Below are 24,471 nucleotides of genomic sequence, written 5' to 3' on the forward strand. Positions count from 1 at the left end.
CTCCCGCGGAAGTGAATCGTCCGCGGGGAGGGTGGGTTTTTGCTAATATCCAACCCTCAATCCCTTTCGATCGGAGCCCTTATGAGAAAATTGAAGCTCGGCATGCCCAAAGGCAGTTTGCAGGAATCCACCATTGAACTTTTCAGGAAGGCGGGCATTCGGGTCAACGCCTCGGATCGATCCTATTTCCCGACGTCCGACGATGACGAGTTGGAAATCATGCTTGTTCGCTCCCAAGAAATGGCGACCTACGTGGAGGACGGGGTGTTCGACGCTGGGCTAACCGGGAAAGATTGGATTTTGGAGTCGGGAGCCAAAGTTCGGGAAGTCTGCGAATTGCTTTACGCCAAGTCCGGGTTCCGCCCCGTGCGCTGGGTTCTGTGCGTGCCCGAAGGGTCGTCCATTAAGTCCGTGAAGGACCTTCAGGGCAAACGCATTGCCACCGAGGTCGTGAACATCGTCAAAAAATATCTTCGCAAGAACAAGGTCACGGCCAAGGTCGAATTTTCTTGGGGGGCCACGGAGGCGAAAGCGGGACGATTCGTTGACGCGATCGTTGAACTGACGGAAACGGGATCCTCTCTCCGGGCCAACCACCTCCGGATCGTGGAGGAGCTTCTGACGTCCTCCACCCGGTTCATTTGCAATGAGAAAGCCTGGGCCGATCCGTGGAAACGGGAGAAAATCGAGAACATGGCGATCCTCCTGCAGGGTGCGCTGGCGGCCGAAGGGCTCGTGGGCATCAAAATGAATTTAAAAGAAAGCAATTTGGCCGCCGTCACCGCGCTTCTCCCTGCGCTCCGCAAACCCACCATTTCCCAGCTCACGGAAAAAGGGTGGGTGGCGCTCGAGGTCATCATGCCGGAGAAGGAAATTAAAAAGAATATCCCCGCCCTTAAACGCGCAGGGGCTGAGGGGATCATCGAATATCCCCTGAACAAGATTATCTACTAAGGCTCCCTCCGTGTCCGTTCGAGTTCGATTTGCCCCATCGCCCACCGGGTTCCTCCACATCGGAGGGGCCCGGACGGCCCTGTTTAATTGGCTTTACGCCCGTCATATGGGGGGGACTTTCATCCTCCGCATCGAAGACACCGACGAGACCCGGTCCACCCAGGAATCCGTGGATGCCATTTTTAACGGGATGAGATGGTTGGGACTGGATTGGGACGAAGGGCCCACGTCGGCGTCGGACCCCAACGCCGCCAAGGGTTCTTACGGGCCCTATTTTCAAATGCAACGGTTGGTCCATTACAAGAAATACGCCGACGAACTGGTGGCCGCCGGGAAAGCCTTTTACTGTTTCGCCACTCCCGAAGAAGTTCAAAAATCAAAGGAACGGGCCGCTCTCCTCAAAAAAGCCCCCAAGTTTGTCAGTCCCTTCCGGGACTTGACGCCCGCCCAGCGGGACGAGTTTGTTAAAGAAGGCCGGCCCTACACCATTCGATTTAAAACGCCCTATGCGGGGGTCGTGGAATTTGCCGACCTGATTCGGGGGCCCATGCGGTGGGAAAACGATTTGATCGAAGATTTTATCCTGCTCAAGACCTCCGGGATCCCGACTTACAATTTCGCCTGCGTGGTGGACGATCATCTAATGGAGATCACGCACGTCATTCGGGGGGACGACCATCTCTCGAACACGCCCCGGCAGGTGCTCTGTTACAACGCCTTGGGATGGACGCCGCCCATTTTTGCCCATCTCTCCATGATCTTGGGTCCGGACGGCCAACGGTTGTCCAAGCGCCACGGCGCCACGGCTGTCGAGGAATATCGTGACGCGGGGTATCTGCCCGAAGCCACCCGCAACTACCTGGCTCTCTTGGGCTGGTCCACGGAAGACAGTCAGGACCTTTTTACCCAGGAAGAGCTGATCAAAAAGTTTACGGTGGAGCGGTGCGGAAAGAGTCCCGCCATTTTTGACCCGAACAAGCTGGTTTGGATGAATGGGGAATACATCCGAAAAATGCCCATCGGGGAGTTGGTGGAACGTGCCCTCCCCTTCATTCGTAAGGCGGGTTATTTGGCGGGGCGGGAGGAAGAGAGGCGCTCTGAGATTTCTGCGGCCTTGTCTTTGGAGCACGAGAAGACCAAACTTCTCACCGACATTCCCCGATTGATCGAGTTTTTCTTTAAGGAGGTTGAATACGATCCGGCCTCTGTCGAGAAAGTTTTAAAAAAGCCGGAGGTGGTCGACATCCTGAAAGACGCCGTCCAGTTCTATGAAAATCTCACCCCATTTACGGCCGCTTCCACGGAACACGCCGCCAAGGATTTGGCGGCCAAGCGAGGAATCAAAAATGCCGCCGTTTTTCATCCCGTCCGCGTTTCCGTTTCGGGGCGCACACAGGGGCCCAGCCTCTTTCATATGTTGGAGGTTCTGGGGCGGGAAAGATCCGTCCAGCGTCTCCGGCAAACCATCGAAAAGCTCACCGCCGGTTTTCTCTGAGTTTTAGCATGGGCCCCTTTGAAGGCCTCTCAGGCGGAGTTTGATTTGATCCGCCCATTGGGGTGGGTTGCAAATATAACAAAAAATGTCATAATTTAGCGGAAGTCAAATCAATTCAGGAGACTATTATGGACAACGAACGCAAAGGCGGTACGACTTTTAAAGGAAACCCGTTGACCCTTCTCGGTCCGGTCATTAAGGTTGGGCAGAAAGCCCCGGATTTTCGTTTGGTGGCGGGAGATCTGAGCGAAGTGTCCCTGGCCAAATCCGATGGAAAAACAAGGCTCTTTATTGCGGTTCCTTCCTTGGACACTCCCGTATGCGAACAGGAAACCAAAAAGTTTAACCAGGCCGTTTCGGGAATCCCGGGTGTTCAAACCTATCTCGTCAGCATGGACCTACCCTTCGCGCAGGGGCGTTTCTGTCAAACGGCCGACATTAAGAACCTTCAAACGGTTTCCGATCACCGAGACGCTTCCTTCGGTCATGCCTATGGAACATTGATTAAAGAACTTCGCCTTCTTTCCCGGGCCATTTTCGTCGTCAATGCCCATGACGTGGTGACTTATGTCGAATATGTGGCGGAGATGACGAATCACCCCAACTACGAGGCCGCTCTGAACGCCCTCAAGACCCCCACCGCTGTGTAAGGCATTTTCACCAACCAAGTGATTTGCTAGAATGACGCCCGTTCGGCGCTGCTAAGGCGCCGAACGGGTTTTTTTGAGCTGATGGAGAAGCGTTGCCTTCCATTTTTTTCAAGGATAATTTTGCCGGAGGAGGGAATGGGTCCCATGTGGCAGTGACACATGGGACGCCAGGCTCGCCTGGCCAGAGGGGGGGGCGATCTGGCCCCCAGGCAAGATCAAAGAAGGCGGATTTTGCCGGATGAGGTAACGGTAGCCTGCCAGGCTCTGAACCTGGTCGTCTAGGTTCGAATCCTAGTCCGGCAGTTTTTATTTGTATAATCAAGCGGCATTTCTTAGTTATCTTTTCGAACCCTCGGGGCCCATCAAAGCCGCGATGCCCGAGGAAGGGGTGAACGGTCGTTAGGCCGAAAACCCAGGGCTGGGATAGCTCAGTTGGTAGAGCACACCCTTGGTAAGGGTGAGGTCGCCGGTTCAATCCCGGTTCCCAGCTGATTTTTTATCACGACGACAAACCTAAGGAGCACGAAAATGGCTAAACCCAAGTTTGAGCGAACCAAGCCTCACGTGAACGTGGGGACGATCGGACACGTGGACCACGGGAAGACGACGCTGACGGCGGCGATCCTTCAAGTTTTGTCGAAGACGGGGAAAGCGCAGATCAAGTCGTACCAGGACATTGCGAAGGGCGGAACGGTGCGTGACGATTCGAAGATCGTGACGATCGCGGTGTCGCACGTGGAATATGAGTCGGACAAACGGCACTACGCGCACATCGACTGCCCCGGCCACGCGGACTATATTAAGAACATGATCACGGGCGCGGCGCAGATGGACGGAGCGATTTTGGTGGTGTCGGCGGCGGACGGGCCCATGCCGCAGACGCGGGAGCACGTGCTGTTGGCGCGGCAGGTGAACGTGCCGAACCTGGTGGTGTTCCTGAACAAAGTGGATTTGGTGGACGACCCCGAGCTGTTGGACTTGGTCGAGATCGAAGTGCGGGACCTGCTGAACAAGTATGAGTTCCCCGGGGACAAGATTCCCGTGATCCGCGGATCGAGCCTGAAGGCGATGCAGGGAGACACGGAGTCGGAGATCGGGGAGAAAGCGATCTTGAAGTTGGTGGCGGCGCTGGACACGGCGATCCCGGACCCGAAGCGGGAGTTGGATAAGCCGTTCCTGGTCTCTGTGGAAGACGTGTTCACGATCACGGGGCGAGGGACGGTGGCGACGGGCCGTGTGGAGCGGGGCCGGGTGAAGGTGGGGAAAACGGGGAGATCGTGGGCCTGCAGGACACGAAGAAAGCGGTGGTGACGGGAATCGAAATGTTCCGGAAGGTGATGGACGAGGCGCAGGCGGGAGACAACGTGGGGATCCTTCTGCGTGGAATTGAAAAGGACCAGGTGGAGCGGGGCCAGGTGATCTGCGCGGCGGGAAGCATCAAGCCCCACAAGAAGTTCAAGGGGCAGGTGTATATCTTGAACAAAGAGGAAGGCGGGCGACACACGCCGTTCTTCAGCGGGTACCGGCCGCAGTTCTACGTGCGGACGACGGACGTGACGGGGAATTTGAAGTTGAAGGCGGGCGTGGAGATGGTGATGCCGGGGGACAACGTGGAAGTGGAAGTGGAGTTGATCACGCCGGTGGCGTTGGAGAACGGCGTGCGGTTCGCGATCCGGGAAGGCGGCCACACCGTCGGCGCCGGCGTCGTGACGGAAATCCTGGAGTAAGAGTTCACTTAAAGAAGAGAGGGCGAGAAAATGGCTGCCGATCGTTTCGTGTTCATGTTAGCGTGTTCGCAGTGCGATAACCGCAACTATCATTATGTGCGGGGACGCCGTCGGGAGAAAAAACTTGAAATGAAAAAGTTTTGTTCGACCTGCGGTAAACACACCCTGCACAAAGAGACAAAATAGAACCGTCGTTCATTTGAAAGGAGTCCTGCGAATGAGAACGTGGGCCGTGTTGTTTCTGGGTCTGTCGTTTGGCGGATGGGTTTGGGCTGGCTCGGCGGCGCCGGTGACGGGGAACAAGGCGGTATTGAAGAAGGTCTACGAGGCCTTCAACACCGCCAATCCGGGCGCGTTGGAAGGGCTCATCTCGGAAAAGGCCGTCAGTTATGACCTCCCGACAGGGATTAACCAAGGAATGCAGGGCACCCAGGAGTTGGTGATCCTGCTTCATCGCGCCTTCCCGGATTTGAAAATCCAGGTGGAAGACATGATCGCCGAAGGGGATCGGGTGGCGGCGCGGGTTTTTTTCAGCGGAACCCACGAGGGGGAATTCTTGGGGATTCCCGCCACGGGGCGCCAGGTGGCCTACACGGGGATCCACTATGTGAAATTCTCCGGCGGGAAGATCGTGGCTCTTTGGTCCTTCATGGATCACGAACGGCTCCGCCGTCAGTTGGGAGAGAAAGTTCCTTCCGCGAAGTAAGCGCGAAATATTTTAAGCTCCCACGCGGAGTGGGTTCTTAATTGTGGGCCCAGGGGGCCCGAAACTTTGCTGTGAGCACCCTCGCACGATGCCGCTAGGCATCGTCCCGGTTTGTAGGACGGGAGAGCTCGGGTGCCTGTGACTGAGGGCGGGGCCCCGAGGAAATGGTTGAAGGGCGCTAGCCCTGAAACCACGGCGGGCCCAGGGGGCCCGAAACTTTGCTGTGAGCACCCTCGCAGAGCTCGGGTGCCTGCGGCGGGCCCAGGGGGCCCGAAACTTTGCTGTGAGCACCCTCGCAGAGCTCGGGTGCCTGCGGCGGGCCCAGGGGGCCCGAATTCCCGCAGGGGGGCGTCGGTTAACTGGTAAACCACTGGTCTCCAAAACCAGGACTGGGGGTTCGAGTCCCTCCGCCCCTGCCATCTAGAAATAAAGGAAGGATAGGGACCCGCCTCGGGACCCGGCCACGCTTAAGCGTGGCGCGCAAAACGTGTGCCGAATGGCACACAGCGCCCTCCGCCCCTGCCATTTAATAGAGTAGTGAAACAATCCCCTCTCCCTCCCCCTCTCCCGCCAGCGGGAGAGGGAACCCGCTTCCAAAGGCTGAGGAGGCGCGGTTGGTCTAAGTTTGAAATGCCGTTAACCACGGGCACTCTGCCTGGTGGCCACCCCGCAATCCTCTTTCCAAAGGAAAGATCTTTTCCTCAGCCGCCATTACGGTGTCTTGTTTGTATTAGGCGGCGATGAAGTGGTTGGCTCCAGCCCAAGGGGTGGCTTCCAAGACCTCAAACTCAGTGGAAACCGGGTGGTCGACCAAGGCAAGGTGGGTTCGGCAGCGAGAGCATCCCAAGACGTGGTAGAAGCGGTAGTATTCGACAATCTCACCGGGGGCGGTGAATCCGCAGGGGCAATACAGCGGCGCCTCTTTGGCGGGGTTGTGGTAATCGAATCGGCGAATCGGGGCAAGACTTGATTTCATGGTGTCCTCCTGAGTTTCGGGGCGATAACTGGCTCCCGTGGCCTCTAGTTTAGCCCCGGATTTAATATAAAACAAAACAAATCTTTTTATAGTAATTATAAAAAATGTCAATTTGTTTCCGGGAATTCCGGCGGGGCTGTCTTTTGGGGATTTTCGTCGCGGTTGTCGACGTGGATGGGGGCGCGCCCGATAGGGCCAGGACCGTCGTTTCGTGGGGGGGGGGGCGTTTTCCTTCGAAAGCGCCAGAGGAACTGTCCCTTTTTATAAAAGTCAAATCGGTGATTGACGCGGGCTTCGTTTTTGACTAGAATAGCGGCGCCTTTCCGAAGTCGTTTCCGACCCACATACCTTTAACACTTTTTCGTTTTCGGGAAGAATGGATTGAAGCGGAGATTAAACGTGGAAAAAATTCGCCAGCTGTTCCAGTTTTTTCGTGACGCCTACGAGGAGCTAAAAAAGGTTTCCTGGCTCACGCGCCCGCAAATGATGGCGTCGACTTGGTTGGTCATTTTGTTGGTCATCGTCTTTTCTATTTTCGTTGGTGCTTTGGATTTTGTGATTTTGAAAAGTTTTCATTTCTTTATTTCCTGAACAAAAGGACTCCCTGTGGCGCGCGGATGGTATGTGATTCACACGTATTCCGGACATGAAGACAAGGTCAAGGCCCTCGTCGAAAAGACGGTTATTCAACAAGACTTGAAGGAACGAATTTTTCAACTTTTGATCCCCACGGAAGACGTGGTGGAACTTCGTCGAAACAAGAAGCAAGTTAAAAAGCGCAAGTTCTTTCCCGGCTATGTGTTGGTGGACATGGACGTGGACAACCAGACCTACTGGATGATCCGCAATACGGCGGGCGTCACGGGGTTCTTGGGCGGTGTGAAGCCCACGGCGCTTCCTGAGTCGGAGATCCAATCCCTCCTTCAGCTCACCGTGGCGCCGCCCGACCACAAGCCGCGGCCGGCGGTCCTCTTCGATAAGGGCGAAAAAGTCCGAATCAAAGAAGGTCCGTTCCGTCACTTCTTTGGAATGGTAGAAGAGATCAATGAGGACCGAGCCAAACTTCGGGTCACGGTGGATATCTTCGGTCGTTCCACGCCCGTGGAATTGGATTATCTGCAAGTGGAGAAACTTTAATGGCCCCCTAAAAAAATAAAAACACAAATCAAACTGCAAATTCCCGCCGCCGGGGCGAACCCGGCGCCTCCCGTGGGGCCCGCGTTGGGACAACACGGCGTGAACATCATGGATTTCTGCAAGCAGTTCAACGATCGAACCAAGGCGATGGAAGCCGGCATGACCATCCCCGCGGTCATTACCGTGTTCGAAGACCGGAGTTTCACCTTCATCACGAAGATGCCCCCGGTGTCGGCGTTGATCAAGAAGGCGGCAGGGTTGGCCAAGGCCAGCGCCGAACCCAACAAGACCAAGGTCGGAAAGCTTTCCCGTCCGCAATTGGAAGAAATCGCTAAAACGAAGATGCCGGATTTGAACGCCCCCAACCTGGAAGCTGCTATTCGAATGGTGAAGGGCACGGCCCGCAGTATGGGCGTCGAAACCGCCGACTGATTTAGAAGTCCGACTTCCCAACACCTCGCTCCGGCTACGCCGGGAGGAGGGAGCCCGCCGGAGGCGAAAGTGGCCGACCCGGGCGCGGGGAAGAAAGAGGTCCTCCATGAGCCGTCGAACCGAAGAACTCCAAAAAACCATTGAAGCTGGGAAGCGTTATTCCATTGAAGAGGCCATTGGTTTAGTCAAACAGAACGCCAAGGCGAAGTTCGACGAGACGGTCGAAATCCATGTGCGCCTGGGCGTTGACGCCAAAAAAGGCGACCAAAACGTTCGCGGAACCGTTTCTCTTCCCCACGGCACGGGTAAATCAAAACGCGTGGTGGTCGTTGCGAAGGGTGAAAAAGTGAAAGAGGCTCAAACGGCCGGAGCGGACGAGGCGGGAGACGCCGACATCGTTGAGAAAATTTCAAAGGGCTGGATGGATTTTGACATCCTGGTGGCGACGCCCGACGCCATGAGAGATTTGACCAAGTTGGCGAAGACGCTGGGTCCCAAGGGTCTCATGCCCAACCCCAAAAGCGGCACCGTGACATTTGACATTGCCCGGACTGTGAAGGAACTCAAAGCGGGTCGGATCGAGTTCAAAATGGACTCCACGGCGATCATTCATTCGATCCTTGGAAAAGCCTCGTTTTCCCAGGACAAATTGGTGGAAAACGCCAAGGCGTTCCTGGAGGCCATTGAAAACGCGAAACCTTCCACCGCCAAGGGAACCTATGTGCGGAGCGTGACCATCACCTCCACCATGGGCCCTGGCGTATCCGTGGTCACGGATTCCGTCAAAAAGTAGAATTGTCTTTTCCAAAAAAACCCAGCCTTCGCGGGCTGGGTTTTTTTATTGGAGGGGGGTTATTCGGGAAGGATCGCCCGGGTAAAGAACCACCGGTCCCGAATTTTTCGAAAGATGAAGACCCCCACCTGAATTTGGCCTGTTTGTTCCGTGGCCATCTCCTCGACGCTGGGTTCTTCCCGTCGGGCGATCATTTCCTTCATGGAATCCCGGAGGGGGCCCCAGGCGTGGGGGTCGGCTTCCAGCAGGCGGGGCCAGAGAAGATCGAACTCCCGGACCACATATTTTTTGGTTTTGTCTCCCTCCAAGGGGCCCTTGGTTTCGAAGGCGAACCGGGTGAGAGATTTGATGGTTTCCACCTCGTTGTCGAGGGCGGCTTTCCGGAAGTCGTTCCAGTAAAACCGAAACGAAAGGTCCTTCCTTGGTTCCTCTGGTTTTGGCTTGGATTTTTTGACGAGTTTGATGGGGGAGGCCGGCACGACGGCGGTGGTTTCTGGTTCAGAACGCGCCAAGTTTTCAAGCGGCGGTTCTTCCTCCACCGCTTCCTCCGCCGGGACGGGGACTTCAGCCTCGGCCGCTTTGGGGGGCCGGACCACGGGGGTTGACGCCAGGGGAACAGGCGTGGGGTCCGTTGGCGCGGGCGGCAACTCCTTCGCGGGGGAAGGCGCCTTTTTTTCCGCAACGGTCCCGGTTCCTAGGTCAGCCCCAACGAAAAGGCACGTTTCTTTCTTTGTCGCGATGCGAAAGCACCCGATGCGGATTTCCTCGTTTTTGAGGGCGGTCCGTTCCTTTTCTGAAAGATCTTCTTTCCCCGCGATCAAATCCCTCATGGTCTTTCCCTTGGTCCCGGAAGGAGCCTCGAGGAGTTCACGGAAAATCTTGCTGAAAGAACCGCGGGAATGGCGGGTGACGGAACCGTCAGCGGCGGTGGTTTCAAACGGGAAACGGGTGGTGTCCCGCAATAACTGGACGTTCTCCGCTAGGATGGCGGTGCGGAAATGGTACCAGAAGAAGACGGCCGGGTCGCGCTGGCGGACCCGGGGTTCCCCCGCGGAAGCGCCCCCCACCAATGACAACACCGTCAGAACCAACGCCGTGAAAACGGCCATGGTTCCTTTCGGAGCGCGATTTATTCTCATCGAGAGGATTTTATCAAATTTCCCGGAGATCTCTTGTTTTTTGGGCCAGGGCTTCCGTCCCCTGATCCCGCTCGGCGCATTTGTTGCACGCACCGCAGGGGCGGATCCCCCGGGGGTTAAGGCAGGAAAAGGCCAGGTGGAGCGGCAGGTCCCCGGCGGCGCGGAGGACCGCCTCCTTTCCCATTTTCTGGAAAGGGGCTCGGATGATGACGGGTTGGCCCAGCGCCAGGGTGAGGGAGCGAGCCAGGGACTTAAAAAAGATCGGTGTCGCGTCCCGAAACGGATTCCCCGCCAGTGTCCCCACGAGGATCTCGGTGGTCCGTCGCTGAGCGCCGAAGACGGCCGCCTGGGACAGCAACAGGGCGTTTCGTCCCGGCAGATATACGGCTTCGTTCCGGGATCGGTAGCCCGGAACGCCCTTTCCCGTCAAACTCCAATGGCCCGCATACAGGGTTTTGGCGGGGAGGTCGAGAACGGCCAGCGGTTGAAGCGCTGGGCAACCGACCGCGGCCAGAAAGCGTTTCAGCCAGTGAAGTTCCGCTCGTTCCCACCGAAGTCCGAACCGACAATATACCGGTTGCACTTTCCGGTAACGTTTGAGCGCCCAGCCCAACAGCGCCGCGCTGTCCAGGCCGCCGCTGGCCAATACCAAGACCTTGTCGTGGCGCATCTTGGTTAAGAATGTAGCAAACCAACTCCGGAGACGAAACTGCTAAAATTTCCCTATGAATCATTTGATTTTGGATGAAGCGGCCCGTTCGCGAGGCGAAGAGCTGGTGTTGGACGAACTTTTCGATTTGCGGTTGTACGAGCGGCTCCGGGGGGTGTCTCGCACCGGGTTGGCGGAGATGTTGGATCGCTTGGTCGCGGTGGAAGCCAAGCATTACGCTTTTTGGCAGGACTTTTTTTCCCTGAAGCGTTCCCGACTGGATTGGGGAAGACGTCTCAAATTGGAGATCGTCACGGCGGTTTGCCGCGTGGTGGGGCCCTCGGCTGTTCTCCTGGTTCTGGAGGGGATTGAGGTGTACGGCATCCGAAAATATTTGACCCTGTGGGACACCTACCGCGACACCCCGTTCGGACAGGCGTTGAAAGACACCCTGATGGATGAGTTCGAGCACGAAGATGAAATCGTTTCGGGTTTTGCCGGCCGAAAGATCAATCCCGAACGGGTGCGGGGAATTTTTCTCGGATTTAACGACGGATTGGTCGAAATTTTAGGGGCGGTGAGCGGGTTTTTTACGGCGCTCCGAGCCCCTTCCTTGGTTTTGGGGGCCAGCGTCGCCGTCGCCGTGGCGGGCGCTCTGTCCATGGCGGCGGGATCTTTTGCCGCCACCAGTTCCGAACGGGAGATCGAGCGGGTGCAGAAGGGAAAAGCCGCTTTCCTCGGGCGGAAGGACGAGACCGGCGATCCTCCTTCCCCGGTTTCGACAGGGATGATCGTGGGAATCAGTTATTTCATCGGGGCGAGCCTCCCGGTTCTTCCGTTGCTTTTCGGGGCCAAGAACGCGTTCGTGTCCGTGGCGTCGGGCGCCGTGGCCGCGGTGGTGGTTTCTTCGGTGTTGGCGTTCCTCTCCGGCATGGACGTGCGCCGTCGGATTGCGTTGAACCTCGCGGTGATCGCCCTGGCGGTGGGGGTGACGAGCTTGATCGGCACCCTGGTCCACCTTTTGTGGGGGGTGGCGATTTGAACGACGCGCAGAAAATCGAAGAGTTCCTCGAAGCCTCCTCGGCGATTCGCCGGGAGCTGGCCAAAACCATTGTTGACAGGACCAGGTGGTGGAGGAACTTTTGATCGGTCTTTTTGCCAGAGGGCATTGCCTTCTGGTCGGGGTGCCGGGCTTGGCCAAAACGCTTCTCGTTTCCTCTCTGGCTCAAATCTTGGACCTCAAATTTCAACGCATCCAATTCACGCCCGACCTCATGCCCTCGGACATCACAGGGACCGATATTCTTCAAGAAGATCCGGTCACCCGCCAACGGGCTTTTCAATTCGCTCCGGGGCCCCTCTTCGCCAACCTGATTCTCGCCGACGAAATCAACCGCACGCCGCCCAAGACCCAGGCCGCCTCCTCCAAGCTATGCAGGAACACCAGGTGACGGTTTTGGGAAGAACGTACCCGTTGCCGGATCCCTTTTTCGTCTTGGCCACCCAAAACCCCATCGAGCAGGAGGGCACCTACCCGTTGCCGGAAGCCCAATTGGACCGTTTCCTCTTTCAAATCAACATCGATTACCCGACGGCCGAGGAGGAACGGGACGTCCTCCAACAAACCACGGGCCCCCGGCGAGGGGACCTGGCCCGCTTGCTCTCCGGCGAGAAAATTTTGGAGTTTCAAGAACTCGTACGACGGGTTCCCGTCACCCCGAGCGTGGTGGAAAAGGTTCTTCGGCTGGTTCGGCGGACCCGACCCCAGGGAACCGACGCCGATGGCTCGGCTCGCTCGGCCCTGGCCTGGGGCGCCGGCCCACGGGCCGGCCAGGCGTTACTGCTGGGGGCCAAGGTTCGCTGTCTTTTGAAAGGCCGTTTCACCGTGTCCTGGGAGGACGTGGCCGCGCTGGCGGCGCCTGTCCTTCGCCATCGGCTCATCCTCTCTTTTCGCGGTGAGGCCGACGGGGTCCGGACGGACGACCTCGTTCGTCGTTTCATCGAGGAGTCCGGTCGGACCGAATGATGGAGAGCGGGGTTTTTGACCCGCGGTGGACGGCGCGTTTGGCGCCGTTGTCGTTCCATCCCCGGGGGCCCGCGGAAGGGCCTCGGGTGGGCCGGCACGAAAGCCATCGACGCGGGCGCGCGGGAGATTTCCTGGACCGGCGCGCCTACGCGCCCGGCGACGATCGGCGTCGAATCGATTGGACGGTATTCGCCCGGACGGATCGCTGGACGGTTCGGGAAGAACGGGAGGACACGAACCTTCGCGCTTCTCTCCTTCTGGATGTGTCCCCATCGATGACGTTTTCGGCCGATGGCCGTGGGACGAAGCTTCGTTACGGCGCGGGTCTCCTGGCCGCGCTGGCTTTCGTTCTTCACCATGGAAGGGAAGCGGCAGGCGTCGGTTTTTTCGACCGGGCCCTCCTCTCTTTCCAAACCCCCCAAACCGGGAACGATGTTTTGTCTCGTCTCTTCGCTCAACTCCAACATCCTCCCACCGGCGCGCCGGGTTGCTTTCAAGACTCCTTCAGGGAATTTCGTTCCCGGTGGCGAGGTCGTGGCGCCGTGGTGGTGGTGTCGGACTTTTTGGGTCCTCTCGATGATATCCTGTCCGGATTCCGTCTGTTGTGCGCCGGAGGGCTGGACGTTTCGGCCCTTCAGGTTTTGGATCCGGTGGAACTGGACCTGGCTTTTCAGGGAAACCGCCGGTTTCAGGACCTCGAAACGGGGGACTTGATTCGGGGCGACCCGGCGGTGATGGCCGAGTCTTACGCCAGAATAATGGCCGCGCGCCAGAGCGCTCTGTCGCGCGGAATGGCGGCGCTCGGTGTGGATTATCAACGGTTTATCACCAAACAACCGGTGGACGAAGCGGTGGCGACCTTCCTCCATCGACGGGCGGCCCGGTGATCGAATTCCTCCATCCGGGCGCTCTCGGGGCCCTTCCCGTGGCCGGCCTGCCTTTGGTTTTGCATGTGTGGGGGCGGATTCGCGCGAAACCAACTGTTTTTTCAGCTGTCTCCTGTTGCGCGAAGCGGCGGGGGATCGCTGGACGCCGGACCGGCTCCGGCGCTGGGCCCTCTTGGCGGCCCGGACGGCTCTCGCGGCCGCTGTGATCCTTTTCTTGGCGCGGCCGGGGTTCCGAGGCGCGCTAGGGGCCGGCCACGTTCGAGGGGTGATTCTTTTGGACGCGTCCTATTCGCTCCGTGTTTCCCAATCGGGTGAAACCGGTTTTGATCGTGCGCGGAACCTCGCCCGCGACGTGTTTCAAAACCGCCGGCCCGGGGACCAATGGGGCTTGGTTGTTTTTTCAGACCGGGTGGAAAGTTCGTTTCCTCCGGAGGCGGATCCCGCCGGGGTGGCGGGGGCTTTGGAAGCCGCGACCCCCACCCACCGGGGGACGCGTTTTTCGGCCGGGTTCGATGAAGCCTTAAAGCTTTTGGGGGGAGGGGGGACGGTGGTTTTGTTTTCGGACGCGGCCGCCCACGGGGCTGGAGAAGGCCAAAAACCTTGGCACGACACTCCGGGCGGGTTGGTGGTGGTCGAAGTGGTGTCGCCCCGCTCCAATGCGGCCATTGTGGGGAGCGGTCCAGCGGTCGGGAGGGGCCGCCCCGCGTGGAATTGCAGACCTGGGGGGATGCCTCGCCTCGAACGTGGACTCTCCGACGGGACGGGGGCGTGGAAGCCCGGGGTCGGGTTCGCTGGGAGGGGGAGCGAGGGACGGTGTTTTCCACGGCCCGGTCCGGCCCGGCCGAAATTTCCTTGGATCCTGACGCCTTGCCGGAGGACGACCGCTGGTTCCTGGTCACCGACCCCTTGCCCCCATTTTCCGTTTTGTGCGTGAACGGGGCTCCCAGCCTTTCCCCGGTGGGGGACGAAACCTTTTTCATCCGACCCGTCCTGGACGGTCTGTTGTCCGAAGGGGTGACGGTGGATTGGGCGTCCCCGGGGGACCTCTTCACAAAGGATTTGTCCCCTTTCCAAGTGGTGGCCCTCCTAAATCCGCCCCCGTTGACGACCTCCACGGTGGAGCGGTTGGCGAGCTTCGTGGAGGCGGGGGGAGGCCTCTGGATGACCGCGGGCGACCGCGGGGGATACCTCAGTCTTCGCGATCTTTTGCCTCTGGAGGCGCTTACCTCCCAGGAGATGGACGAAGGTTTAAGCGAGACGGGCGATGTCCCCCTGCCGAACCTCACGGGTTTTCTGTGGTCCCAGGTCCGTGTGCAACGGGTCTTAGCGGGGGCCCCCCGGCCGGGGGCGCGGGTGGTCCTGGCTTCGGATCGAACCAAAACGCCGGTTTTCACCGTGGGGGCGCGCGGTCGGGGGCGGGTGGCTCTGTGGGGATCCAGCATTGATCGGGATTGGACCAACTTCCCCGCCAAACCCTCCTTTCCCGTCCTGGTTGGAAACCTTTTGCGCTGGCTTTCGGGTTCGCGCGGCCAAGAGGAACGGACTTCCTATACGGTGGGGGAAACGGTGGAACGACCGGGTGGCGAGGGGGCGCCGATCGAGGTGCTTCGCCCCGACGGACGTCTCGATCGCGCGGCGCGAGTCCGGGACCTCTGGGTCTACGACCGCACCGACATTCCGGGAATCTACCACTGGAGGGGCGCTCGAACCCAAGCCGTGGCCGTTAACGTTCCCTCCGAAAAGGAAGGAAATTTATTCCGCTTGACGCCGGACCAGTGGCGGTCCTGGCTGGGCCCTGTTCCTTTTCGCTGGGTTCCGGCGGAACGGGCGCGTTCGACGGAGATCCAACAGGCGCTCCGGGGGCGAGATTTGACGCCGGGGGTCGCGAAGGTCATCCTGTGCCTGCTTATTCTCGAGTCGGGACTTCTGTGGAAACGACGGAGGAAAAGCCTTTGAAACGGATGGGAATCTTGGGGGCTATTTTTCTTATTCCTTTCCTCCTTTGCGGGGCCACGGGAAACCGGTTCGTCTTCGCCCAGTTGGAACGCCCGGGCCGCTGGGATCCCTATCCGGAGGTTTGGGGATGGGGGGCGGTTTTCCTCCGGCAGACCACGCGCTTGGACCCCGTCGACGAACGTCGCGTGTTGCGGTTGTCGGACGACGCGCTCTTCGAGTCTCCGTTCCTCGTGGTGGCGGGCCGGGGGGGGCTGGATTTTTCCGAACCAGACCTCGCGAGAATCCGGGATTATCTGGCGGCGGGGGGCCTGGTTTTTTTTGACGACACGGAGGCATCGTCTTCTTCGCCCTTTTCTCGGTCCGTCCGGGACCTTCCGGACCGGCTATTCTCCGGGGCCCGTTGGCGGCCTGTTCCTTTGGATCATGCCCTGTATCGGTCTTTTTTTCTGTTGCGTTCGGGCGCGGGGCGTCGGCGGGTGGATCCCGGCCTTCAGGGGTTGTGGTTGGCGGATCGACTGGTGATGGTGTGGAGTTCCAACGATCTTCTAGGCGCTGTGGCGCGGGACCGGGTGGGGCAACCTCTTTTTTCTTGCGAACCGGGGGGGGAGGGCCAGCGGGAAGAAAGCGCCCGACTCTTCGTCAACCTGGTTATGTTCTCGGTCACGGGAACCTATAAGACGGACGCCGTTCACCAGCCCTTCTTGGAAAAGAAACGGGTTCGATGAAATTTCATTTTGATTCTCATCTTCTTTGGCCGGGGGCCTTGCCGTGGACGGCCCTCACTCTTTTACTCATCGGCGGGTGGATGCTTCTGTCCCTCCGGCAAGGGGGGGCGCTTCCCGTTGTCATCCTGCGCGCTTGTTCCGCGGTGTTTCTGGCCCTCGCTCTTTTGTCATCCGGGATCCGGCGGCTGGGGCCTGTCCGCGATTTCCGTTTGGCCGTCGTGTGGGACGGGTCGGCCAGCATGATGGAATCGGACGGTCCCGCCTTAGAAACCCGATGGGCCGAAGCCCGGGCCGTTTGGGACGCGCTCCGCCGCTCGGTTCCGGCGGGGGCGGCCCGCCACTATCGGCTCGGGAGCGGGTGGAGTTCCATGGCCGAAACCGACGTGGCCGCGCTACGCCCAGATTTGGGCGAATGTTCCTTCTCGGCCTTGGGGCCCTTGGTCTCCTCCTGCGCTCCACGGGCCATCCTCCTGTTGTCCGACGGCCGGTCCAACGATGAGGCGGCGGCCCCCCCCGGTGTTCCAATTTTCGCCGTGGGGGTGGGGGGGCGGGGCGGCGGTCCCGACGTGGCGGTGGAATCCGTGGATTGCCCGCGCTGGGTCTTCGCGGGCCTACCGGTGGAAATCACCGCCCGGGTATCGGCGGGAGGCCTTTCCGGTCCTCCCGTCCAAGTCATTTTGCTGGAAAACGGACGGCCCCGCGCGCGAACCACCGTTGATCTTTCTTCCGGGCCGGTAACGGTCCCGCTCGTCTTTACGCCCTCGCGTCCGGGGCTCGCGCTCTGTTCGGTTCGGGCCGAACCTTTGCCGGGAGAAACCCGGACCGGCAATAATGATCGCCGCTTTGCCGTCGACGTTCAGCGGGATCGGGTGCGGACGCTCTACATCGCCGGTCGGCCCGGACCCCACTACCATTTCCTTCGCGCCCAGCTCAAGAACGACCCCTCGGTGGAACTGGTTTCGTTTGTCGTTCTTCGGGACCCTGAGGATGCCATGGCCTATTCGGAGTCGGACCTCTCCCTGATCCCCTTTCCCACCGCCGACGCTCTGGTGGCCCAGCTTCCGACTTTCGACCTGGTGGTTCTGGAGGAAATGACGGGATTGCGGATCGGCCTCGGGAGATCTTTTTATGAGGCCTTGGACCGGTGGGTTCGGGCCGGCGGAGGATTCCTTTCGGTAAACGAAGCGGGCGGTTCCCCGAACATCTTCCTCGGGGAGGACGTTCTTGAAAATCTCCTTCCCTGGGAGCCGGGGCCTCCGGCCTTAGGCCCGGAACGGTTCCGTTTGAAGCCCCTGGCCCCGGGGCATCCGCTCCTCGTCTTGGCGGACGGACCGACGAACGACGCCCGGTGGGCGAATTTGTCCGCTTTGGAGGGAAGCGGTTATTTCCCGAAAGGCGTTCGTCAGGGTGCACGGGCGTTGGCGGGGGAACCCGTGGGCGGGTTTCCCGTTTTGGCGGAACGGTCGCTGGGCCGGGGCCGCGTGGTGGGGATGGCGAACTCCACCAGTTGGCGGTGGGCTTTAGACGGAGGCCGTCGCGGAGAAGGTCCCGCCGACTATCAGCGGTTCTGGGAAAACGGTGTCCGGTGGTTGGCCGGTTCTCCTGGGTCCGGGCCCTTGCGTTTGGTGCGGCCCGGGGGCCCGTTGACCCCCCGCGCGCCGTGGCTGGTTCAGCTTCGAACCCCTCCCGATTTGGCCCGTCCGCCTCGCCTCCAGGTCATGGGTCCCGGAGGACGGAGGTTTCCCCTGGCGGTTCGGTCCAGCGGAATTTCCGGGGAGTTTGTTGCCGAATTTATCCCGCCGGACTCGGGTTTTTATGAACTACGGGCGGAAGCGGGAGAATCTTTCCGGGACCGGATGTGGGTGGAAGCGGCTTCTGAATGGGAGGAAACCCGCGATACCCGTCCCGATTTCTCCCGGCTGGCGGACCTGGCGCGCAAGTCCGGGGGCGTTTTCTTTGCCGCCGCGGATTTGAGGGAGAAGGACTGGCGTCGGTGGATTTCGAACTTGCCATGGGAAGACCGTTCGGCAGGGGGAGGGACTGAAAAAGGATGGGTCGCCTTGGCCCTGGCGTTCTTGGCGATGGAATTGGTGGTTCGGCGTCGACGAGGACTGCCGTGACGGTCACAGGGAAGACGGAACCTTCCCCGTCCCCGCGGGGGCGCGGCCCCGCTTCCCATTCGCTGGCGAAGAGTCTTTTCCGAGCGAGAATCTGGGGCCTGGGGGTGGGGGGACTCCGCGTGGTAGCGCGGGGAACGGGTTGGGCGGGACTCTGGGGGGCGATCCTTCTCCTATGGGCCGAGAAACAGCCCGACACGCCGGGACTGTTTGAAACGGCTTGGGTCTTGGCCGGAACGACGGCTATATTCTTCCTGGTTCGAAACATCGGGCGGTTGGTTCGGGAAACGTCCGCTTCGGCCGTGGCCGAATCTTTGGGGACGGAACCGCGGGACCTTCTGCGGACCGCCATGGAACTTTCCGCCGATCCTCAGGCGGGCGAGTTTCACACGGGCGCGATTTTACAAGCGGAGAAAGCTTTTCCGAAAAACTGGAAGTCGCGATTGACTTCCGGTCCCTGGTGGGGGACGGCGGCGCGAGCGGCGTTGGGCGGAATCCTGTTTTTGTTCGTGGCTTGGCGGGTGGACGGCCCGGCGCGGCGTCGAACGATCTGGCCCTTCGGTTCCGACGGCGGGGGGATCCTTTCCGTTCATCCCGGCAACGCCGTTTTTTTTCGGGGGGAAAATGTTTCGGTCACCGTGCGGGTGGCGGGGAGGAGTCCCTCCCCCCAATTGGAGGTCCGGGGTCCCGGATTGGAGGGAGAGGGCCGGTCTTTTCAATTCGTTTCATCGGGGGTTCATACCTACGTCTTTCGTTCACTGCAAGACGCCATCCAATACAGGGTTCTCTTTCGCGGGCGGCGGAGTCCGCGATTTCAATTGACGCCGTTCGATCCTCCCAAACTCTTGGCTCTTCGGGCCGAGGTCGAACCGCCGGCTTATGCGGGCAAAAAACCGGAGAGGCACGAGGATTCGCTGGCTTTAAAAGTGTTGGCCGGGTCGACCGTCCGATGGAGCCTCCGGTTGGATCCCGCGGACACCTCTCTGCGTGTCGACGGAGGTGGGAAGGACCTGGAGCCGACGAAAACCTCCGAGGGATGGCGTTGGGAGGATCGGGCGGATCGGAACTTGGAACGGCGGCTTTGGGCCCGACGATCAAAAGAGACGGGGGAGGCTCTGGTGGGGGAACTCTCGGTGGAGGCCGTTCCGGACGCGCCCCCGGTGGTGACCCTCCTGGGGCCCGCCGAGGACCTTCAGGCTGACTCCAAAGATCGGTTTCCCGTCACGGCCGAATTTCGGGACGACATCGGACTGGTGGAGTCGTCTCTGTTGGTGCGCGTGAACGGCGGGCCGTGGCGTCGGGAGCCCTGGGTTCGTTTTTCAAAAGGCGTTTCGGGGGAGGTCTTGGAGCGAGAATTCGACCTTGGCCGGTTCAGTCTTTCCGAAGGGGACCAACTGGAAATTCAGGCGGCGGCCCAGGATGGCCAGACGCCCGCCGGGGAAGGGCGGAGCGAGGTTCGGCGCGTCTCCATCGCCGCCTACTCCGCGGCTCACGAAAAAATTGAAGGGGATCTGGCCCTTTTTCAGAAAGATCTCCTGAATCGCTTGGCGGAGGAAATGGACCTTCGGGTCCAGGTTCGGGTCTCCACGCCCAACTGGAACGGCTTGGCGACGGGCCAACGGGATCTGGACCGTCGGTTGGCGGAGTCGAAAGATTCATTGGCGGAAATTCTAGACCGGATGTCGGTAGATCCGCGCACCGATCGGGGAAACCTCCTGGAACATCGGGGGATTCAAGAAAGTTTGAATGAGTTAACGCAACACATTCTCCCCCTGGCCGACCGTTCGTTGTCAAATCAGGACCGCCCCGGCGCCGAAAACGCCATGACCCAGGCGGTGGCGGAGCTTCAGCGGATGGCCCTTCTTTCAGAGCAGGCCCTTCGGGCGCAAAATACCCGGCGGTTGATCCGGGATCAGGGGGACCTATCCAACATGGCCGAAAATCTGGCGCGCTCCTTGGCCCAGGGGCCCCGCCTGTCCGAGTCGGAGGCTCGCGCTTTTCAGGAAACGGCTCGTGCCATGGAAGAGGCCCTCCGGCGTATCCGGGAACGATTAGAGAAAATGCCGAAAGATCTTTCAGAGGATTTCGTGAACCGAGCCGCCGTCGAAACCCTTCGGTTCGATCGTGTTTCAGGAGCGCTTTCTCGGATGGCCCAGGCCTTAGCGGTGAACGATGGAGCGGAGGCTCTTGCCGCCGCCCAGGAAGCGTTGGAACAAATTCAGGAAATCGAGCGTCAGTTGGCTCGGGCCGGCGCTGGGGCGCTCGGGCCGGGGATGGGCGGCGCGGGGATGGAAACGGCCGGCGCCTTGCGCGAGGCGGACGATCGGTTGAGGGAGATCATCGGGAAGCAAGAGTCCCTTTTGGACCGAACGGAAACCTCGGCGGCCCAAGTCCTCGAGCGCCATGGGATCCTTCAGGCGAAGGGCCTCGACCAACTTCGGGCGGCGGCCCCTCTCTGGGAATCGCGAGCGGGGGAATGGGCCGAAGGGCTTTCGGCGGAGGGCCACGAGAATGCGGTCGTTCAAGGACTTCGGCGATTGGAGGTTCTTTCCTTTGATTTGGGCCGAGCTCTGGGGTCCGGCCATTTGCCTGCCGCTATGGGACGTTTGGGGGAAATTCAGGCCCAGGCCGAGAAAACCCGGGATCTTCTCATGACGGATCTTGGGTCCAGCGGGGTTCCTTCGTCGGGTGGGGGCGTTCCAACGTCCAATCCCGGCGAGGCCATCGTTTCGGACGTGGCCTCCCTGGTTTCGGAATCACGGTCTTTTCTCGATTTGTTGGGGACCCCTTTTTCCGAAGGGGAATCTCTTTCCTTGGATGAACGCCTTCGCTTTCCTGTCTGGGCGGAGGAGCAGGACCTCTTGGGCCGAGAGACCCGCGGTTTAGCCCAGGCCTTGGCCGACCTGACCGGACGGAATGCGCTTCTTTCCCCGGGCCTTCCTCGACGGCTCTCGGATGCCGCCGTCCGGATGGAGGGTTCCGGTTCCGATCTGCGGCTTTTGGCTCTTCGCTCGGCCCAAAAAAATCAAGAACAAGCGCTGGAGCTCCTTCGGGACGTTCAGGAGAGTCTTTCAAAGGCTTCTCGAAACATGCAAAGTTTGTCGAGCGGCGCTGGGAGCCCGTCCATCCCGACGCTCCGTCAGGGGGGGGGATCGGGCGGAACAAGCGGTGCGGTGGAACTCCCCCGTCCGCACGATTTCCGCCCTCCCCGCGCGTTCCGGGAAGAACTGATGAAATCCATGAAAGAGGGCTACCCCAAAGACCAGGAGCGCGCGATTCAGGATTATTACCGGCACTGGGCAAAATGAGAGGGATTGTCTCGACACTAACGATCTTGCAATTCAGGTTGTTTAACTTATAATACGGGCGTGAAACGGGAGGCGGCACGATGAGGCGGGGTAACCGAAATATTGTCTGGTTATGTCTTCTAGGGGCCCTGCTGTGGCGGGGGCCCCTGTGGGCCCTGACACCGAGGGAGTTGACGGATCCCGTGGAGGCTTTGTCTCGGGCCTCGGCCCCGTTGAACGGGGTGGAATCTTTGCTGGCGGCCCAGGAACGGGACGCGGTTCGGGCGTATCGAGAAAAATTGATCGAAGAGGGCCGGTCGGACGCCGCTAACCGCGTGCGATGTTTGGAAGAACTCTACGCGGGGAACAACGCCGGTGCCCTACAGGCGTTGGAACTATTGGAAAAGAAGGACGCGTGGGCGACGTCGCGGGTAAACTATCTGACCGGGCTCATGGATGTTCAGCGGTCTTTCGCGCGGACGAAATCCGACCATTTCATTTTCCTGACGCGGTCGGAAGACGCCTTCCTGGGCCCCACCGCTCTGCCGTCGTTGGAAAACGCCTACGCGCGGGTGGCGGAGTTTTTTGGTTCCTCTCCAACGGTGGCGGTGCAGGTGGAAGTGTATCCGACGGTGGATAGTTTTGTCTTCGCCTCAACCTTATCGCGGGAGACGATCGAACGGACAGGGGCCGTGGCCTCCGTTGCGTTCGGGCGTGTCATGGCCCTGTCTCCGGAGGCGACGGCTTTCGGATACCGCTGGATGGATTTCCTCGTTCATGAATACGTCCACTCCAACCTCACCCGCGTTTCGGGCGGGAACTGCCCGATCTGGCTTCAGGAAGGAACCGCCCGATTCCTCGAGACAGGGTGGCGTCGGCCCGAAGGGTTCACCCATACACCCAGCGCGCGGGCTCTTTTAACCCGCGCCGTTCTCTCGGACACCTCCACGGTTTCGGGGCTGTTAACCTTCGGTTCCATGGAACCTTCTTTTCTTCGGTTAGAATCCCAGGAGAAGGCGTCGCTCGCGTTCGCGGAAACGTCGGACGCGGTGGATTTTATTGTTCGAGAATTCGGCCAGGAAAAATTGCGTGATCTGCTCATCGCGTTTCGATCAAAAACGAGGGCCGAAGCGTTCCAGTCTACCCTCGGCATGACCGAAGCGGAGTTCGAAAAAAACTGGCGGGATTCTCTGGCCGACTTGACGGAGGTCCCGACCGAATTGGCGCGGGGCGCGCTCACCGAGTCCATTCGTTTGGGGACCGGAGAAGACTTGTCTTTGGTGGGACCCGACATTCAAAATTTTTTGCGTCTTGGCGATCGTTTGCGCCAGCAAGGTTCATTGAACGGGGCCATCGTGGAATACAAGAAGGCCGTGGATTTGGAGCCAGACAACGGGGTGGCCTTGACGCGGTTGGCGCGGGCCTACGTGGGGGCCGAGAAGGCGTCTTCGGCGGAGGAGCTTCTGAAACGCGTCATGGAAAAAAACCACGCCTACGCTTCCTCCTTTGTCATGCTGGGGGACTTGTTTTTTGACGACGGCCGGTACGAGGAGGCCCAAACGGTTTTGCAACAGGCCCTGGAAATTAATCCCTTCCATCCAAAGATTCATGAGGTTTTGGGGCTCATCGCTGTGGATGTCGGTAATTTCGTTTTAGCGAGGCAATCGTTGAACCTGGCCCTGCGTTTCGACCCGAATAACGATGCTGTGCGGCAGGCGCTGAAGCGAATGCCGAAAGGGCGATGAGGGGCGGCTGGTGAGTTCCTCTGCGTCGGGCGAAAATCCCCCGGCTCTTTTTTCCCGGGTTCCGGATCTTTGGCGGGAACGCCTCACCCGGCTCGGCGGAATCGCCGCCCAAAACCATCTCCCCGCCGCCGCCGTGGGGGGCTGTGTGCGGGATCTCCTACTGGGTTTAAATCCGAAAGATTGGGACGTTGTGGTCGAAGGGCGGGCGGCGCCGCTGGTTCACTCCGCCGCCAAGGTCCTTTCCGCCCGGGTGGTCGAGCACCCGCGTTTCATGACCTTCACTCTCCATTTTCAAGACGGCACACACCTGGATGTCGCGACCGCTCGGGCGGAAACCTATTCCCAATCGGGTGCTCTCCCGCTGGTTCGCCGAGCGACGTTGGCCGAGGACGCCCGGCGAAGAGATTTCACCTCGAACGCCCTTTATTTGAGCCTCAGCCCCGAATCCGGTTCTCTCTTGGACCCCACGGGGGGGCAGGCAGACATGAAAGCCCGACTTCTCCGTGCCCTGCACGATCAAAGTTTTATCGACGACCCGACTCGCCTCCACCGCGCGGCCCGTTACTCCTCTCGCTATGGGTGGGCCGTGGAAGAGAAAACCATGGGTTTCATTCGTGAAGCCGTGAGCGAGGAACGTCCCAGATCCGTCAGTCTGGTGAGACTGCGGCATGAGCTATTCCGAATTTTAGAGGAAGAGGATCCGGTTCCCGCTCTCCGTTCCACATGGGAGTGGGGCCTTTGGAAATTCTGGGACGCCGACTGGAAGTTGACCGATGTTCTGGCTCAACGGGTGAAATCCACGCCAAGGGAATCCCCTCCCGTTCAGCGGTTGGCCGCTTTTTTGAGCCCCCATCCAATCACCGCGGAGGCGGCGCTCAAGCGATTTTCCACACCCATGGATTTGCGGAGAAGGGTTCTTGCCTTTCTCGCTCAGGGCCAGCCGATCGAACGCGCGTAGGATGAAGGCCCCACGAGTAAGGACCTCGACCTGGAAAAAGGTGGCCCCATAAATGGGGCAACTACAAACGGAATGTTCAGTCGTAAACACCAGGCGGCTAAAGAGACACGAG

Annotated in this window: 20 protein-coding genes, 3 tRNA genes and 2 pseudogenes; 22 read left to right on the forward strand and 3 right to left on the reverse strand. The window is 59.8% G+C overall.

The window, feature by feature from the left end; translation table 11 throughout:
* The first annotated feature begins 81 nt into the window (after positions 1–81).
* The 9 genes and pseudogenes from IPP35_00380 (at position 82) to IPP35_00420 (ending at position 5,951) form a co-directional block, all read left to right on the forward strand.
* Positions 82–954 (forward strand): ATP phosphoribosyltransferase, encoded by an 873-nt coding sequence (locus tag IPP35_00380; protein MBL0057603.1) that lies wholly within the window; start codon positions 82–84, stop codon positions 952–954.
* Between the two features lie 10 nt (positions 955–964).
* Positions 965–2,449, forward strand: coding sequence for a glutamate--tRNA ligase (locus tag IPP35_00385; protein MBL0057604.1), 1,485 nt, complete (start codon positions 965–967; stop codon positions 2,447–2,449).
* A gap of 128 nt (positions 2,450–2,577) precedes the next feature.
* Entirely contained in the window at positions 2,578–3,099 is a 522-nt protein-coding gene (tpx, locus tag IPP35_00390) for a thiol peroxidase (protein MBL0057605.1), read from the forward strand.
* A gap of 232 nt (positions 3,100–3,331) precedes the next feature.
* Positions 3,332–3,402, forward strand: a tRNA-Gln gene (locus IPP35_00395).
* Positions 3,403–3,516: 114 nt separating this feature from the next.
* Positions 3,517–3,589, forward strand: a tRNA-Thr gene (locus IPP35_00400).
* Positions 3,590–3,627: 38 nt separating this feature from the next.
* Positions 3,628–4,826 (forward strand): annotated as a pseudogene (gene tuf / locus IPP35_00405) (elongation factor Tu).
* 30 nt (positions 4,827–4,856) lie between these two features.
* Positions 4,857–5,012: a 50S ribosomal protein L33 gene (gene rpmG / locus IPP35_00410; protein MBL0057606.1), complete on the forward strand. Its 156-nt coding sequence runs from the start codon at positions 4,857–4,859 to the stop codon at positions 5,010–5,012.
* 31 nt (positions 5,013–5,043) lie between these two features.
* On the forward strand, positions 5,044–5,532 hold the full coding sequence (locus IPP35_00415) for an ester cyclase (GenBank protein MBL0057607.1): 489 nt from the start codon (positions 5,044–5,046) through the stop codon (positions 5,530–5,532).
* 344 nt (positions 5,533–5,876) lie between these two features.
* A tRNA-Trp gene (locus IPP35_00420) sits at positions 5,877–5,951 on the forward strand.
* A 311-nt stretch (positions 5,952–6,262) separates the two neighbouring features.
* On the opposite strand, the gene IPP35_00425 is transcribed toward IPP35_00420, so the two are convergent.
* Positions 6,263–6,508: a hypothetical protein gene (locus tag IPP35_00425; protein ID MBL0057608.1), complete on the reverse strand. Its 246-nt coding sequence runs from the start codon at positions 6,506–6,508 to the stop codon at positions 6,263–6,265.
* A gap of 399 nt (positions 6,509–6,907) precedes the next feature.
* On the opposite strand from IPP35_00425, the gene secE reads away from it, so the two are divergent.
* The 4 genes from secE (at position 6,908) to rplA (ending at position 8,870) form a co-directional block, all read left to right on the forward strand.
* A complete protein-coding gene (secE, locus tag IPP35_00430) occupies positions 6,908–7,099 on the forward strand; it encodes a preprotein translocase subunit SecE (protein ID MBL0057609.1) in 192 nt (63 codons plus the stop codon).
* A gap of 15 nt (positions 7,100–7,114) precedes the next feature.
* A complete protein-coding gene (gene nusG, locus IPP35_00435) occupies positions 7,115–7,645 on the forward strand; it encodes a transcription termination/antitermination factor NusG (protein ID MBL0057610.1) in 531 nt (176 codons plus the stop codon).
* 15 nt (positions 7,646–7,660) lie between these two features.
* Positions 7,661–8,077, forward strand: a complete 417-nt coding sequence (gene rplK / locus IPP35_00440; protein MBL0057611.1) for a 50S ribosomal protein L11 — start codon at positions 7,661–7,663, stop codon at positions 8,075–8,077.
* Positions 8,078–8,183: 106 nt separating this feature from the next.
* Positions 8,184–8,870 carry a 50S ribosomal protein L1 gene (gene rplA, locus IPP35_00445; protein ID MBL0057612.1) on the forward strand — a complete coding sequence of 229 codons (687 nt, stop codon included), beginning with the start codon at positions 8,184–8,186 and terminating at the stop codon, positions 8,868–8,870.
* 59 nt (positions 8,871–8,929) lie between these two features.
* Here the strand turns inward: rplA and IPP35_00450 are convergent, their stop codons facing one another.
* A complete protein-coding gene (locus IPP35_00450) occupies positions 8,930–10,009 on the reverse strand; it encodes a hypothetical protein (protein MBL0057613.1) in 1,080 nt (359 codons plus the stop codon).
* Positions 10,010–10,022: 13 nt separating this feature from the next.
* The gene (locus IPP35_00455; GenBank protein ID MBL0057614.1) at positions 10,023–10,679 is read right to left on the reverse strand and encodes a 7-cyano-7-deazaguanine synthase; all 657 of its coding nucleotides are present in this window, start codon (positions 10,677–10,679) and stop codon (positions 10,023–10,025) included.
* A 55-nt stretch (positions 10,680–10,734) separates the two neighbouring features.
* Between IPP35_00455 and IPP35_00460 the strand changes: the two genes are divergently transcribed.
* The 9 genes and pseudogenes from IPP35_00460 (at position 10,735) to IPP35_00500 (ending at position 24,359) form a co-directional block, all read left to right on the forward strand.
* Positions 10,735–11,700 carry a VIT1/CCC1 transporter family protein gene (locus IPP35_00460; GenBank protein ID MBL0057615.1) on the forward strand — a complete coding sequence of 322 codons (966 nt, stop codon included), beginning with the start codon at positions 10,735–10,737 and terminating at the stop codon, positions 11,698–11,700.
* Between the two features lie 85 nt (positions 11,701–11,785).
* Positions 11,786–12,684: pseudogene (locus IPP35_00465) on the forward strand (AAA family ATPase).
* Entirely contained in the window at positions 12,681–13,571 is an 891-nt protein-coding gene (locus IPP35_00470; GenBank protein MBL0057616.1) for a DUF58 domain-containing protein, read from the forward strand. Before IPP35_00465 ends, IPP35_00470 begins: the two are co-directional and overlap by 4 nt.
* 67 nt (positions 13,572–13,638) lie before the next feature.
* The gene (locus tag IPP35_00475; GenBank protein ID MBL0057617.1) at positions 13,639–14,505 is read left to right on the forward strand and encodes a VWA domain-containing protein; all 867 of its coding nucleotides are present in this window, start codon (positions 13,639–13,641) and stop codon (positions 14,503–14,505) included.
* A 1,018-nt stretch (positions 14,506–15,523) separates the two neighbouring features.
* Positions 15,524–16,252, forward strand: coding sequence for a DUF4159 domain-containing protein (locus IPP35_00480; GenBank protein ID MBL0057618.1), 729 nt, complete (start codon positions 15,524–15,526; stop codon positions 16,250–16,252).
* Positions 16,249–18,372 (forward strand): hypothetical protein, encoded by a 2,124-nt coding sequence (locus IPP35_00485; GenBank protein MBL0057619.1) that lies wholly within the window; start codon positions 16,249–16,251, stop codon positions 18,370–18,372. Before IPP35_00480 ends, IPP35_00485 begins: the two co-directional genes overlap by 4 nt.
* Positions 18,369–21,677, forward strand: a complete 3,309-nt coding sequence (locus IPP35_00490) for a hypothetical protein (protein ID MBL0057620.1) — start codon at positions 18,369–18,371, stop codon at positions 21,675–21,677. Before IPP35_00485 ends, IPP35_00490 begins: the two co-directional genes overlap by 4 nt.
* An 80-nt stretch (positions 21,678–21,757) precedes the next feature.
* Positions 21,758–23,401 (forward strand): tetratricopeptide repeat protein, encoded by a 1,644-nt coding sequence (locus tag IPP35_00495; GenBank protein ID MBL0057621.1) that lies wholly within the window; start codon positions 21,758–21,760, stop codon positions 23,399–23,401.
* Between the two features lie 10 nt (positions 23,402–23,411).
* The gene (locus tag IPP35_00500) at positions 23,412–24,359 is read left to right on the forward strand and encodes a CCA tRNA nucleotidyltransferase (protein ID MBL0057622.1); all 948 of its coding nucleotides are present in this window, start codon (positions 23,412–23,414) and stop codon (positions 24,357–24,359) included.
* Positions 24,360–24,471: the final 112 nt, after the last annotated feature.

It is taken from the genome of Elusimicrobiota bacterium, assembly GCA_016721625.1.
Classification (GTDB): Bacteria; Elusimicrobiota; Elusimicrobia; order FEN-1173; family FEN-1173; genus JADKHR01.

Coding starts and splice junctions, on each gene's coding strand:
- IPP35_00450 (MBL0057613.1), bottom strand. CDS start 10,009: ATGAGAATAAATCGCGCTCCGAAAGGAACCATGGCCGTTTTCACGGCG.
- tpx (MBL0057605.1), top strand. CDS start 2,578: ATGGACAACGAACGCAAAGGCGGTACGACTTTTAAAGGAAACCCGTTG.
- IPP35_00470 (MBL0057616.1), top strand. CDS start 12,681: ATGATGGAGAGCGGGGTTTTTGACCCGCGGTGGACGGCGCGTTTGGCG.
- IPP35_00455 (MBL0057614.1), bottom strand. CDS start 10,679: ATGCGCCACGACAAGGTCTTGGTATTGGCCAGCGGCGGCCTGGACAGC.
- IPP35_00460 (MBL0057615.1), top strand. CDS start 10,735: ATGAATCATTTGATTTTGGATGAAGCGGCCCGTTCGCGAGGCGAAGAG.
- IPP35_00495 (MBL0057621.1), top strand. CDS start 21,758: ATGAGGCGGGGTAACCGAAATATTGTCTGGTTATGTCTTCTAGGGGCC.
- rpmG (MBL0057606.1), top strand. CDS start 4,857: ATGGCTGCCGATCGTTTCGTGTTCATGTTAGCGTGTTCGCAGTGCGAT.
- IPP35_00415 (MBL0057607.1), top strand. CDS start 5,044: ATGAGAACGTGGGCCGTGTTGTTTCTGGGTCTGTCGTTTGGCGGATGG.
- IPP35_00380 (MBL0057603.1), top strand. CDS start 82: ATGAGAAAATTGAAGCTCGGCATGCCCAAAGGCAGTTTGCAGGAATCC.
- IPP35_00425 (MBL0057608.1), bottom strand. CDS start 6,508: ATGAAATCAAGTCTTGCCCCGATTCGCCGATTCGATTACCACAACCCC.
- rplA (MBL0057612.1), top strand. CDS start 8,184: ATGAGCCGTCGAACCGAAGAACTCCAAAAAACCATTGAAGCTGGGAAG.
- IPP35_00485 (MBL0057619.1), top strand. CDS start 16,249: ATGAAATTTCATTTTGATTCTCATCTTCTTTGGCCGGGGGCCTTGCCG.